Origin of the sequence: Amycolatopsis alkalitolerans, from assembly GCF_006152065.1 — a bacterium.
In the GTDB taxonomy this organism is placed as follows: domain Bacteria; phylum Actinomycetota; class Actinomycetes; order Mycobacteriales; family Pseudonocardiaceae; genus Amycolatopsis_E; species Amycolatopsis_E alkalitolerans.
Genome location: NZ_VDFW01000014.1, coordinates 1 through 12,340, shown reverse-complemented (window position 1 = coordinate 12,340; position 12,340 = coordinate 1). Strand labels below are relative to the sequence as shown.

Here is a 12,340-nt window from a genome sequence, read left to right as displayed (position 1 = left end):
ACGGACTTCCCCTCTTCCGTGAAAGGCGGAACTGCGCAGAGATTAGATGCGAAAACCGGCCAGGGGAAGGAAAAATTGCACAACAGGGAAAAAGTCTGTTTCCCACACATCGTCGGGAACCGGTCATTTCACCCGAAAGGGTAAAAACCCTCTTCGGTCACGATCGCGGTGATCAGTTCGGCTGGTGTGACATCGAAGGCGGGGTTGAACACGGCCGCGTTCGCCGGGGCCACCCGGTGCCCGGCGAACTCCGTGACCTCGCCGGCCGGGCGCTCCTCGATGACGATACCGCCACCGTCGGGGATCTCTGGGTCCACTGTGGACATCGGGGCGACGACGACGAAGGGCACCCGGTGCCTGGCCGCGGCGAGTGCCAGGGGATACGTGCCGACCTTGTTGGCCACGTCGCCGTTCGCGGCGATCCGGTCGGCCCCCACGACCACGCAGTCGACCAGGTCCCGCGCGATGGCCGAGGCCGCGGCGGAGTCGGGGAGGAGCCGGTAGGGCACGCCCGCCTCGGCCAGTTCCCAGGCGGTCAGCCGGGCGCCCTGCAGCAGCGGGCGGGTCTCGTCGGCGAACACGTGATCCAGGTGCCCGGCCGCCCGCAGGTGCCACACCACGCCGAGCGCGGTCCCCCAGCCGACGGTCGCCAGTCGCCCCGCGTTGCAGTGCGTGAGCAGGCGCAGCGGGCGGCGTCCGCAGCGGTCGAGAACGAATTCGGCCGCCCGTTCGGATGCCTTCCGATTCACCCGTTCGTCCTCGTCCAGAAGAGCCATTGCCCCGGCGAGCACCAATTCGTGGCCGTCCGGGAGAAAGGCGAGCGCGCGGCGGACACCCCAGCTCAGGTTCACCGCCGTCGGCCGCGCGTCCGCGATCCTTTTCGCGTCGGCGCGGACCGCGTTCTCGTCGCCGTCGTGGATGAGCGCGGACAACGCCACCCCGAGCGCGCCCGCGGCGCCGAGTGCGGGCGCCCCGCGGACGGCGAGGGTGCGGATCGCGTCGATCAGTTCGTCGATTGTCGACAAGCGCAGTGTGCGGTAGACACCGGGCAGCGCGCGCTGGTCGATGATCTCGATCGCGTCGCCCGCCCAGTTAATCGTTCGGCGCATGGCCCGCCTCCTGGCACAGTCCCGTTCGTGACCATTGAACGCCGCAACCCACCCGGATTGCACGCGACTCCGGGCTACCACCATGTCACGACGGTCGAGGCGCGACGGATGGTGTTCCTCGCCGGCCAGAGTCCGCTCGACCCGGGCGGGTCGATCGCCCCGGGTTTGCTGGACCAGGCTGACCAGATTGTCAACAATACTTTTCTCGCGTTGACAGCCGCCGGGGCGACGCCCGAGGACGTCGTCCGCACGGTGATCTACGTGGTGAGCAATGACCGCGCGGACCTGTCGGCGGTGTGGGACAGGCTGACGGCGTCGAAACTGGGCCCCGCGTTCAGCACGGCGAGCACCCTGCTCGGGGTGGCCTGCCTGGGATTTCCAGGGCAACTGGTCGAACTGGACGTGACCGCGGCACTGGCGGACGATCCGGACGGCCGCTAGCCGCGCACCGACTCCGCGAACGCGCCGGGTGCCAGGCTGGCGCGAGCACGACCGGGTCGATCCGCCCGCGGTGCTGGCCCAGCGCCTGCTGCCGGTCCTGCCCACCGCGACCATGGCCGTCCTCGGCGGGCCCGGGCACCTGTCGCCGCTGGAGGTACCCGGCCGGATCGCCGCCAGGCTGGACCGGTTCGTGGCCGGACTCGACGAGCGCGAGCCTTTAGTCTGAGGCATGGCACAAGACGCCTCGCTGACGTACACGTCCTACCTCGCGCTCGACGAGATCCTCGGCGCGCAACGGCCGCGCTCGGAAGAACACGACGAGATGCTGTTCATCGTCATCCACCAGGTTTACGAGCTGTGGTTCAAGCAATTGCTGCACGAACTGGCGTACCTGCAAGAACGGCTCGAAGCCGGTGACACGGCGCGCGCGATCCGCACGCTGCGGCGCATCCTGACCGTACTGAAGGTCGTGGTCGCGCAGATCGACGTGCTGGAGACGATGACGCCCAGCCAGTTCACCAGCTTCCGGGCACGGCTCGACGAGTCCAGCGGGTTCCAGTCGGCCCAGTTCCGGGAGCTGGAGGCGGTGCTGGGCCGGCGCGACGAGCGGGCGGTCGAGCACTACCCGGAGGGCAGCGCGGGCCGGCGGCGGATCGCGGAAGCGATGTCCCGCCCGTCGCTGTGGGAGTCGTTCCTCGCGTACCTGAAGACTCAGGGCTACGAGGACGACCTCCCGCGGGTCTACGCCGACGACGGCGGCCAGGCGGTGGTCGCGGAACACCTCGTCGACCTCGACGAAGGCATGCAGGAGTGGCGCTACCGGCACGTGAAGATGGTCGAGCGCACGATCGGAGACAAGGCGGGCACCGGCGGCTCGTCCGGCGCCGCGTACCTCCGCGGCACCCTGTTCCACCCCGTGTTCCCCGAGCTGTGGGCCATCCGGCGTGATCTCTAGTCGCCGGCGGGCCGGACCGCTAGGTTGCTGGTAGGGCGGGGAAGGACCTTCCCGCCCGACCACAACCGAACCGGCGCCACGAGCGGCCGGCCGTTGATGAGGAGTCACCACCGTGACCGACGGGATATTCGGCCGCGAGAGCGGCCACGAACAGGTCGTGTTCTGCCAGGACCGGGCGAGCGGCCTGAAGGCGATCATCGCGATCTACTCCACCGCACTGGGCCCCGCGCTCGGCGGCACCCGGTTCTACCCCTACGAGACAGAGGAAGCCGCGCTCGCCGACGTGCTGGCCCTGTCGAAGGGGATGGCCTACAAGAACGCTCTCGCCGGGCTCGATCTCGGCGGCGGGAAGGCCGTCATCATCGGTGATCCGGCGACGGCCAAGACCGAGGCGCTGCTGCGGGCGTACGGGCGCTTCGTGCAATCGCTAGGCGGGCGGTACATCACGGCGTGCGATGTGGGGACGTACGTCCACGACATGGATGTCGTCGCGCGGGAAACCCGGTTCGTGACCGGCCGCTCGGCGGACGACGGTGGTGCCGGTGACTCGTCGGTGCTGACGGCTTTCGGTGTGTACCAGGGGATGCGCGCGTGCGCTTCGCACCGGTGGGGTTCGGCCGAGCTGGCCGGGCGGCGGGTCGGCGTCGCCGGGGTCGGCAAGGTCGGGCACATCCTCGTCGAGCATCTACTCGAGGCCGGGGCGCGCGTGATGATCAGCGACGTGTCCCCGGCGGCGATCGAACGGGTGCGGGCGGCGCATCCGGAGGTCGAGGTCGCCCAGGACGCGGACGCGCTGGCGGCCTCCCCGCTGGACGTCTTCGCCCCGTGCGCGCTCGGCGGCGCGCTGAACGCCCGGACGGTACCGGCGCTGCGCGCGGAGATCGTCTGCGGCGCGGCGAACAACCAGCTGGCGACCCCGGACATCGAAAAGCAGCTGGAGGAGCGCGGGATCCTGTACGCCCCGGACTATCTGGTGAACGCCGGTGGCGTCTTCCAGGTCAGCGACGAGCTGCACGGTTTCGACTTCGCCCGCGCCAAGCGCAAGGCCGCGTCGATCTTCGACACGACGCTGGCGGTGTTCGCGCTCGCGGCGGCGGAAGGCGTGCCGCCGGCCACGGCCGCCGACCGGCTGGCCGAACGGCGGATGTCCGAAGTGGGCCGGTTGCGGACGATCCTGACGCCCTGACGAAAGCCCGACTCTGGTGTAGCGAGAGCCGACTCGCGGGAGAAACTGGCAGGCTGCCAGTAACGCCGGAGGGGCCCGCTAGGGTAACGCCATGGCGAACTCTGCTGCGGTACCCGGCCGGCCCCGCTCCCGGGACGCGGCGGGCCTTCCTGCCGTCACCCCGGACGGGATCGTGGCCGCGGCGCTGGAGCTGACCGCCTGCCATGGGCTCGACAACTGGACCCTGCGCCAGCTCGCGGCCGCGGTGCAGGCCTATCCCGCCGTGGTCTATCACCACGTCGGCGACCGCGAGGCCGTGGTCAGCGCCGTCGTCAACCGGGTCATCGGCATGTTCCCGCTCCCCCCGGAGGATCTGCACTGGCGCGAGTGGTTCCGCCGCCTCGCCATCGAACTGCGCACGGTCCTGACCCGCTATCCAGGCGTCGCGCGGCGGATCTCCGTGCACGGCGTGACGGTCTGGGCCGCCGCTCCCTCGATCGACCGCGGCGTGCGCCTGCTGCAGGCGGCGGGCTTCGGTGACGAGAGCCCCGACATCTACCAGTTCCTGTCGAACGTCATCTGCAACTTCATCTCCGTCGAGGACGAACAGACCCGGCTCACCGAGGTGCGGGCACGCAATCTGACTGCATGGGGCAGCCACCGGGACGACACGACGATGCCCGGGCTCGCCGCGCTGAGCGCGTCCGTTCATGCCGTCGCGTCGGACCCCGTGCGCCGCGACAGCTACTTCGCGGACGTCTTCGACTACTCGGTCGATCGGTGTCTCGACGGCGCCGAGGCGAGGCTCGAGGTCATCCGCCGCACATGATCTTCGGCTGCGGGTTGTAGTGCACCGTGCGCTTGTCCGAGCGCACGACCCGCCCCGAGAGGTCACGCAGCACGCGCGTGTCGGACGTGGTGAAGCCCGGCGCCCCGTTCGACGGGTGACAGTTCTCCGGCGGGCCCGGTTTCGGTGTGGGGTCGACGAAGTCGGTCCGCTCGCCCGGCACGGACTCGACGTTGTACCGCTTCGTGCCCCACAGCTTCACCGTGATCGACGACGGTGTCCAGATCGTCTGGATCGCCACCCCGGTGTCCGCATCGTTGGTGAACTTGAGGTCGATGACGCTGGACCCGTCCGGGTTCTGGAACACCGTCGCTTCGCGTGCCGCCGGGTACCGGCTGATGTAGTAGCTGTGCTCGCGGTGCCCGGCGTCCTTCATCCCGGCGAAGTACGACGCGTTGTACAGCGTCGTCGCGAACTGCGAGATCCCGCCGCCGACTTCGCGCGCCGGCGCGCCGTTCTCGATCACCCCGGCCTCGACGTACCCCTGCGGCTTGCCCCGCGGACCGGTGAAGCCGTTGAGGCTGAACGTTTCTCCCGGCTTCACGATCGCCCCGTCGACCTCCGCCGCCACCGTGCGGATGTTGACGCCCGAGTCGCTCGCGAACCCGGTGGTGGTGAATTCACCGATCACTTCGGAGATCCCCAGCCGGTTCGCCTGATCCGTGGTCACCTTCGCGGGCGCGTCCACGTACTTCGCCACCAGTTCACGCTGACCGGTGCGCTTGAGCAGGTCCGGCAGCGGCTCGAGGGTCGGGTTCCAGTCCACGCCGCGGCCGTCGACCGACGGGTCGACCGCGGGCCGCCCGCCGGAGAAGACGATCTGCGCGTCCTTGCCCTGCTTTTCCGTGGACTTCAGCTGCGGCCCCGCCGACTCGACGATCTTCGTGTTGTCCACCTTCATCGCCAGCGCGCCGTTTTCGCCCGCCTCGAAGCGCAGGGCCGCCGCGATCGCCTCCGGGGGCACGGTCGCGTTCGCGCCGTCGCCGCGGATGACCACCGGACCGGACACCGCCGGCTGCGCCAGTTGTGTGAGCGCGGTCTGGACCGCCTCGGCCGACACGCGCACCGGGGTCTCGCGAACCGGCAGCGTCACCGGCTGCCCGGACGCCCAGCCCGCCAGCACCGCGTTCGCCGCGTCCTGGACCTGGAGCTGCTGACCCTGTTTCGGTGTCACGGGGACGGGCGTCGCGCCCTCGAACCGGATCGTGCCCTCAGCCGGCTCGCGGTCGATCCGGGAGCGCAGGTTCTCCAGCGTGTTGATCAGCTGTGCCCGGTCCGCCTGCGTCACCACGCCGACTTCCCGGCTGGTGAAGAACGAGGCCAGCCGGGTGAACGGATTGACCGGTTGCGCGCCCGCCTGGTCCAGCGTCGATGCCCAGTTGAGGCTGAGCCCGGCCCGGACGGGATCGACCGCCGCGTTGAGGTCACCGGCGCGCACGGGCACCGGTTTGACCAGCCGTGGCTCGATCTCCGACCGCAGGCGCTCTTCGGCGTCCGCGCGGCTGAGCCCGCCGACCTCGACGCCCGCGACGGTCACGCCTCGCGGGACGTCGCCCTGGCTCACCAGCAGGTCCACCGCGTACAGCGCGACGAGCACGCCCAGCACGGCGCCGGCGACGAATCCGGCGCGCCGCAGCATCCGGCGAGGCCTTCCTGGCGGCTGTGCCGCGGGGATGACCTCGGTAGGCGGCTCGATGAAGGTGGTCTGCTCGGTCGGCCACACGGGTTCCTGCGGCAAGGGTCGGTCACCTTTCACTGAGAAAGGGCGAAATCCGGACAACAGGGAGAAAGGTTACGGGCGGCCGGTGGCGCGACGGACGGGGGGTGTGTACAGCTGAGGCATGCGGCTCGTGATCCTCGCCGACACCCACGTACCCAAGCGGGCGCGCGCCCTCCCGGCGCGGGTCTGGCAGGCGGTCGGCGAGGCCGACGTCGTGGTGCACGCGGGTGACTGGGTCGAGGCGGGCCTGCTCGACGAGCTGGAGGAGCGCGGCAAACGGCTGATCGCCGTGTACGGCAACAACGACGGGGAGGACCTGCGTGCGCGGCTACCCGCCGTCGCCCGCGCCGAACTGGACGGGCTGCGCCTCGCGGTCGTGCACGAGACGGGCGCGGCGAAAGGCCGGGAACAGCGGTGCGCGGCCGCCTTCCCGGACACCGACGTGCTCGTGTTCGGGCACAGCCACATCCCGTGGGACACCGTGGCGGGCAACGGGATGCGCCTGCTCAACCCCGGTTCACCGACCGATCGCCGCCGCCAGCCGCGATGCACCTACCTGACGGCGCGGATCGCGAAGGGCCGCCTGACCGACGTGGAACTCCACGGCGTGTGACGGATGCCGCGGTGGTTCAGGAACGCACCGTGCCGCCGGTGACGACGCGGAACACCAATCCCGCCTCCACCAGCCGCGCCAGCAACGCGTCCCCCAACGCGGCGGCCGTCGTCACCTGCCCCGAGGTATCCGGAAGCTCGTCGAACGCCAGGCACAGCGCCGATTCCGCGAGCATCTTCGCCGTTTCGTCGTAGCCGGGGTCACCGCCCGCGACCTCCGTGACGACCCGCTTCCCGCCGCCCTCACCGGTGAACCGCACCGTGAACCACGACCGGGCGCGCTGGTCTTCGCTGGGCCCCGTCCCCGGCTTCCGCAGGTTCGACAACGCCTTGCGCACGGGCGGGATCTGCGCGAGCGCCACCAGCGCGCCCAGGCCCATGGCGGCGCCCACGACCGTCGGGAGGCTGCCGAACGAGGCGTAGTGCCGGTAGTGGAAGTCCGGTCCGTAGGACGCCAGCAGCCGTCCCGACAGCCCGACGATCTGCGGGTCGATCGTGGTCAGTGGCACCAGCCAGCGCCCGGTCTCCGGGTCGCGATGGGGGACGCCGATCTCGGTGCGCACCTTCCGCGCGGGCCTCGGCTCGGCCCGGGCGCGTTCGCGGGCGGCCCGCGCCATCGGCAGCAGCCGGGAGAACGCCGTCAGCGCGCTCGAATAGGTGCCGCCGGAGAACGTCGCGCCGGTCCGCAGACGGCCGGAGATCCGTAGTGGCACGCCGGACGGCAGTTGCTTGACCGTGTAGTAGACGCCCAGGTCATGGGGGACCGAGTCGAAGCCGCACGCGTGCACGATCCGTGCCCCGGTCCGCTCGGCCGTCTCGTGGTGACGCAGGTACGTCCGGTCGAAGAACTCCGGTTCGCCGGTGAGGTCCACGTAGTCCGTGCCCACCTCGGCGCACGCCGCGACCAGCGGCGCGCCGTAAAGCAGATACGGGCCGACCGTGGTGATCACGACCTTCGTGGCTTCCGCGATCTCCCGCAGTGAAGCCGGATCGGTCACATCGGCGTGCAGGAGCGGCACCGAGGCCCCGAGGCGATCGCGTACCGCTTCGAGTTTCGCGCGGTTGCGTCCGGCAAGCGCCCAGCGCCCGCCTTCGGGCAGATGGCGTGCGAGGTAGCGGGCGGTCAGTTCGCCGGTGAACCCGGTCGCGCCGAACAGGACCAGGTCGAAGCCGTGTTGCTCTCCCATAATGACCTCACCATACCGGGAGTATGTGCGATGCTGCTGGGCATGACTGATCGTTTCTTCGAGGACTACGTCCAGGATTCGACGCAGGAGTTCGGCAGCGTCAAGGTGACCGAGGCGGAGATCATCGAGTTCGCCACGAAGTACGACCCGCAGCCGTTCCACGTCGACCCGGCCACCGCGGCCGACGGCCCGTTCGGCGGCCTGATCGCGAGCGGCTGGCACACCGGGAGCCTGATGATGAAGCTGCTCGCGGAGAACTACCTGTCCCCGGTGTCCAGCCTCGGCAGCCCCGGTATCGACGAGCTGCGCTGGGCCAAACCGGTGCGTCCCGGTGACGAGCTGCGCATCCGGGTCAGGGTGCTCGAGGCACGTCCCTCGAAGTCGAAGCCGGACCGTGGGTTGCTGCGGAGCCTGATCGAAGTCCTCAACCAGAACGACGAGGTCGTCTTCTCCGCCGTCGCCCTGAACTTCGTGCTCCGCAGATGATCACGCGAGTGCCGGTCGGCCATCCGGATGCGGTGGCGGTGCTGCGCGAGTACTTCGACGACATCGTGAGCCGGTACCACGGCAGGCCGGCCACGGCGGAGGAGATCGACAAGGCCCAGGCCGACGAGCCGAGTGAGCACATCGCCCCGTTCTTCGTTGCCCGCGAAGGGGATCAGGTGGTCGGCTGTGTCGGGGTGCACCTCGCCGAACCCGCCGCCGAGTTGACGCGCATGTTCGTCAAGGCGAGTGCGCGCGGGCGTGGCTGGGCCTCGCGCCTCCTGCGGGCGGCCGAGGACGCCGCCCGCGAGGCCGGTGCGCGCGCCATGCGCCTGGACACCAGAAGGGATCTCGTGGAGGCGCGGGCCCTGTACGCGCGGCGCGGGTACCGAGAGGTCGAGCCCTACGGGGAGCGGCGCTACGCCGACCACTACTTCGAGAAAGCGCTTTAACGGGCACCGAACCGCGCGAGGAGCAGAGCGAGCCGCTCGTCGCTCGCCTCGCGGGGGAGCCGGCCGCCCCGGGTGAGCGTGACCAGGCCGTGCAGGGCGGCCCAGAACGTCTCCGCGAGCACGCCCACGTCGTCGGCGGTGGTCTGCGGCTGGACCACCTCGGCGAGTTCGTTGAACCCCGCGTGCAGCGCGAGCGGGGCGTGCGGGGTGGCGAACGGCAGCTCGACGGACTGGCTGAACATCGCGTCGTAGAGGGCCGGGTGCCGGTCGGCGAAAGCGAGGTAGGCCCTGGCGACAGCCTCGAGGGCCGCACCGGCGTCCGCGGCCTCCGCCCTGGCGGCGTGCATTTGCCCGGCCAGTTCGGCGAAGCCCTCGACGGCGACCGCGGCCACGATCGCGCCCTTGCCCTTGAAATGGCTGTAGAGCACCGGCTGGCTGTACTCGACCTGCTCGGCAAGCCGCCGGGTCGTCACCGCATCCCAGCCTTCGGCTTCGGCCAGTTCACGAGCGGCCGTGACGATCAGCTTCTCCCGTTCCGCACGCTCGCGCTCCCGGCGCGCCTGAATTGACATGCTCTCGATCCTAGCAGTGCTAGACATCGTGCCGCTGTTCGGATAGCTTCGTTACCGTTCCTAGCAACGCTAGATCGAAGTCGAGATGCTCACCCCCATCGCCTACGGGCTCGCCATCCTGCTGAACCTGATGATCCTGTTCATCGGGGCCCGCTTCCTGCTCGTGCCTCGCCCCGCGGCGGCCGGCTACGGCGTGCCGGCGAAAACCGACGGCGACCCGGCCTACCTGACGATCAAAGGCTTGCGCGACGGCAGCTACGGTCTGGTCGGCCTAGCCCTGCTGGCCTTCGCCGGCGCACAAGCCGAGGCCTGGTTCATGCTGATCGTGGCGCTCGTCCCGCTGGGCGACACCGTCGTCGTGCTCCGTCACGGTGGCACCAAAGCGGTCGCGTTCGGCATCCACTTCGCCACGGCCGTCGCCGTCCTCGTCAGCGCTGCCCTCCTGTTCGCCCTCTGAGCCGGCCAGGTGTAGCAGCGCGTGAAGCGGGGTAGTCCGGGCGCGACAGCACGTCGCGAGGGAGGCTCATCATGGCGGACACGTCACGGCTGCCCACCCCGGTCGCCGAAACCTGGGAATGGCAACGCAACGGGAATTGCCGCAACCTCGACAGCTCGGTCTTCTTCCACCCCGACGGCGAACGCGGGTTCGCGCGCGCGGACCGGGTGGCCAGGGCCAAGCGAGTCTGCATGTCCTGCCCCGTGATCGTCGAGTGCCGTCATCACGCGCTGACCGCCGAGGAGCCGTTCGGGGTCTGGGGAGGACTCGACGAGACCGAGCGCCGGGCCGCGATCGTGCGCCGCAAGCATCTGCTCCAGGACGGCAAGAAGTGCGTTTCGGCTACACCCTGATGACCGAGCAGGCCGGGCCGAAGGATCTCGTCCGGTTCGCGAAGGCCGCCGAGAAATGCGGTTTCGGCTTCGAGGTCTGTAGCGACCACTATTCGCCGTGGCTCGACGAGCAGGGGCACGCGCCGTACGCGTGGAGCGTGCTGGGCGCCGCCTCGCAGGTCACGGAGCGGGCGGAGCTGCTCAGTTTCGTGACCTGCCCGACCATGCGGTACCACCCGGCGATCGTCGCGCAGAAGGCGGCGACGATGTCCCTGCTCTCCGACGACCGGTTCATCCTGGGCCTGGGGGCCGGGGAGAACCTCAACGAGCATGTCGTCGGCCGCGGCTGGCCTCCGGCGAACGTGCGGCATGAAATGCTCAGCGAGGCCGTGGAGATCATCGGCGAACTGTTCGACGGTGGCTACGTCAACTTCGCCGGGCAGCACTACCGGGTCGACTCGGCGAGGCTGTGGGACCTGCCCCGGCGGCGGACGCCGATGGCGGTCGCGGTCTCCGGACGGCAGTCGGTGGAGCGGTTCGCGCCCGCCGCCGACGCCATGATCACCACCGAACCCGACCCGGGCTGATCCGTGCCTGGGACGCGGAACGGGAGCAGGTCGGTGAGGACACCACGCGCAAGTTCGCGCAGCTGCCCGTTTCGTTCGATCCCGATCGCCGGGCCGCCGAAACGCCGGGCGCACGAACAGTTCCGCTGGTTCGGTGGGGGCTGGAAGGTCAACGCCGAGTTGCCCGGCACGCCGGCGTTCGCCGATGCGACCAAGTTCGTCACGCGAGCCGACGTGGCGCAGGCGATCCCGTGCGGACCGGACCCCGGTGCGATCGTCGAAGCGGCAAAGCCGTTCGCCGATGCCGGGTTCACCGACGTCGCCCTGGTGCAGATCGGCGGCGAGCAGCAGGACGGCTTCTTCGAGTTCGCCTCGTCGGATCTGCTGCCCGCGCTCGAAAAGGTTACGGCTGAACGAGATCGCCCTCGCGTGTGATCATCGCGCGCAGTTTGGTGAGCGCCCGGTGCTGGGTGACCCGCACATTGCCGGGGGAGATGCCGAGCGCCTCGGCGGTCTCGCCCGCGGACAGTCCGACGACCAGCCGCAGGGTCAGGATCTCCTGCTGCAGCGACGGCAGCGTCGCGACCAGCTTGTTCAGCCGCTCGCCGAGATCCAGGTCGAGGGCGTTCTTTTCCGGCTCGTTGTCCGCCAGCGGTCGCTCGGGCAGTTCGGCGACCGGATCCGAGCGGTCTCGCGAGACCAGCCGGTACGCGTCGGCGACCTTGTTCGAGGCGATGGCGTGGACGAGGTACAGAAACGAGCCGCCACGGTCCTGGTAGTTCGGCAACGCGTGCAGGACCGCCAGGCAGACCTCTTGCGCGACGTCGTCGGCGGAGAGGTAGGACAGGTCACGGCCGCCGAGCCGGGCCCGGCAGTACCGCACGGCGACCGGCGTGATCATGCCGATCAGTTTCGCGACGGCGCCGGGTTCCCCGGTGGCCGCTTCCTTGACGACCGGGTCGAGCTCTTCCTTGGTCAGCCGTTGCGCGGAACCGCGCGGAAACGACTGCGGAGTGGTGAATCCAGGCACCGGCTCTTGGGCAGGCATGGTGGCACCCGGTGGGACTTCGGTTCTCATGGTCGACTCCCCAACGACAACGACGACCCTCGACCGGTCGCTGCCGGGGTCCCACGTCTGTCACCCTCAGTGAGCGGACACTCCCATTTGGTCCCTGCCGACCCGCCCCTGAGACGACTGAGCGTAATCGTAAGCGGTGCGTGTTCGGCAGTCCATATTTCAACAAGAGAACTGGGATAGATCCCCCATTTGCCGCAGCGGGCCGCGTGCGGACGATCGCCAACCGGTCACTCCGCGCAGTTCCGAGCGAGTTTTGTGCACAAGTGACACCTCTGCGTGAACTGTCAGGGTGCCAACTAGTGTTTCGTGATCTTGTTGTCTTTGC

15 protein-coding genes and 1 pseudogene are annotated in these 12,340 nt (G+C 69.7%); 11 read left to right on the top strand and 5 right to left on the bottom strand.

Features of this window, described 5'->3' with window-relative positions:
• Window positions 1-128: 128 nt before the first annotated feature.
• The gene (gene mtnA / locus FG385_RS17120) at window positions 129-1,109 is read right to left on the bottom strand and encodes an S-methyl-5-thioribose-1-phosphate isomerase (protein WP_139097750.1); all 981 of its coding nucleotides are present in this window, start codon (window positions 1,107-1,109) and stop codon (window positions 129-131) included.
• Between the two features lie 27 nt (window positions 1,110-1,136).
• Between mtnA and FG385_RS17115 the strand changes: the two genes are divergently transcribed.
• The 5 genes from FG385_RS17115 (at window position 1,137) to FG385_RS17095 (ending at window position 4,499) form a co-directional block, all read left to right on the top strand.
• Window positions 1,137-1,550, top strand: coding sequence for a RidA family protein (locus FG385_RS17115; RefSeq protein WP_139097749.1), 414 nt, complete (start codon window positions 1,137-1,139; stop codon window positions 1,548-1,550).
• Window positions 1,551-1,578: 28 nt separating this feature from the next.
• Window positions 1,579-1,776 carry an alpha/beta fold hydrolase gene (locus FG385_RS17110; RefSeq protein ID WP_139097748.1) on the top strand — a complete coding sequence of 66 codons (198 nt, stop codon included), beginning with the start codon at window positions 1,579-1,581 and terminating at the stop codon, window positions 1,774-1,776.
• Between the two features lie 3 nt (window positions 1,777-1,779).
• Window positions 1,780-2,505, top strand: coding sequence for a tryptophan 2,3-dioxygenase (locus FG385_RS17105; RefSeq protein WP_139097747.1), 726 nt, complete (start codon window positions 1,780-1,782; stop codon window positions 2,503-2,505).
• Window positions 2,506-2,617: 112 nt separating this feature from the next.
• Window positions 2,618-3,691 (top strand): Glu/Leu/Phe/Val family dehydrogenase, encoded by a 1,074-nt coding sequence (locus tag FG385_RS17100; RefSeq protein WP_139097746.1) that lies wholly within the window; start codon window positions 2,618-2,620, stop codon window positions 3,689-3,691.
• A gap of 91 nt (window positions 3,692-3,782) precedes the next feature.
• Complete coding sequence (locus tag FG385_RS17095) at window positions 3,783-4,499, top strand: TetR/AcrR family transcriptional regulator (RefSeq protein ID WP_139097745.1); 717 nt, start codon at window positions 3,783-3,785, stop codon at window positions 4,497-4,499.
• On the opposite strand, the gene FG385_RS17090 is transcribed toward FG385_RS17095, so the two are convergent.
• Window positions 4,483-6,255, bottom strand: coding sequence for a VanW family protein (locus FG385_RS17090; protein WP_200834498.1), 1,773 nt, complete (start codon window positions 6,253-6,255; stop codon window positions 4,483-4,485). The two genes, FG385_RS17095 and FG385_RS17090, sit on opposite strands and share 17 nt — an antisense overlap.
• A gap of 103 nt (window positions 6,256-6,358) precedes the next feature.
• Here FG385_RS17090 and FG385_RS17085 point away from each other — a divergent pair, with 103 nt between their 5' ends.
• Window positions 6,359-6,850, top strand: a complete 492-nt coding sequence (locus tag FG385_RS17085) for a metallophosphoesterase family protein (protein WP_139097744.1) — start codon at window positions 6,359-6,361, stop codon at window positions 6,848-6,850.
• A gap of 16 nt (window positions 6,851-6,866) precedes the next feature.
• Here the strand turns inward: FG385_RS17085 and FG385_RS17080 are convergent, their stop codons facing one another.
• Window positions 6,867-8,036 (bottom strand): saccharopine dehydrogenase family protein, encoded by a 1,170-nt coding sequence (locus FG385_RS17080; RefSeq protein WP_139097743.1) that lies wholly within the window; start codon window positions 8,034-8,036, stop codon window positions 6,867-6,869.
• Window positions 8,037-8,078: 42 nt separating this feature from the next.
• Here FG385_RS17080 and FG385_RS17075 point away from each other — a divergent pair, with 42 nt between their 5' ends.
• Together FG385_RS17075 and FG385_RS17070 are read left to right on the top strand one after the other, a co-directional pair.
• On the top strand, window positions 8,079-8,522 hold the full coding sequence (locus FG385_RS17075) for a MaoC family dehydratase (RefSeq protein WP_139097742.1): 444 nt from the start codon (window positions 8,079-8,081) through the stop codon (window positions 8,520-8,522).
• Window positions 8,519-8,971, top strand: a complete 453-nt coding sequence (locus FG385_RS17070) for a GNAT family N-acetyltransferase (RefSeq protein ID WP_139097741.1) — start codon at window positions 8,519-8,521, stop codon at window positions 8,969-8,971. Before FG385_RS17075 ends, FG385_RS17070 begins: the two co-directional genes overlap by 4 nt.
• Here the strand turns inward: FG385_RS17070 and FG385_RS17065 are convergent.
• The gene (locus tag FG385_RS17065; RefSeq protein ID WP_139097740.1) at window positions 8,968-9,543 is read right to left on the bottom strand and encodes a TetR/AcrR family transcriptional regulator; all 576 of its coding nucleotides are present in this window, start codon (window positions 9,541-9,543) and stop codon (window positions 8,968-8,970) included. The two genes, FG385_RS17070 and FG385_RS17065, sit on opposite strands and share 4 nt — an antisense overlap.
• A gap of 85 nt (window positions 9,544-9,628) precedes the next feature.
• Between FG385_RS17065 and FG385_RS17060 the strand changes: the two genes are divergently transcribed.
• The 3 genes and pseudogenes from FG385_RS17060 (at window position 9,629) to FG385_RS17050 (ending at window position 11,372) form a co-directional block, all read left to right on the top strand.
• Entirely contained in the window at window positions 9,629-10,000 is a 372-nt protein-coding gene (locus tag FG385_RS17060) for a DUF4267 domain-containing protein (protein ID WP_139097739.1), read from the top strand.
• Window positions 10,001-10,071: 71 nt separating this feature from the next.
• A complete protein-coding gene (locus tag FG385_RS17055) occupies window positions 10,072-10,392 on the top strand; it encodes a WhiB family transcriptional regulator (RefSeq protein WP_139097738.1) in 321 nt (106 codons plus the stop codon).
• Window positions 10,371-11,372 (top strand): annotated as a pseudogene (locus FG385_RS17050) (TIGR03557 family F420-dependent LLM class oxidoreductase). The gene FG385_RS17055 and the pseudogene FG385_RS17050 overlap by 22 nt, the downstream one beginning before the upstream one ends.
• On the opposite strand, the gene shbA reads toward FG385_RS17050, so the two are convergent.
• Entirely contained in the window at window positions 11,341-12,015 is a 675-nt protein-coding gene (shbA, locus tag FG385_RS17045) for an RNA polymerase sigma factor ShbA (protein WP_235022612.1), read from the bottom strand. The pseudogene FG385_RS17050 and the gene shbA overlap by 32 nt on opposite strands.
• Between the last annotated feature and the right edge of the window lie 325 nt (window positions 12,016-12,340).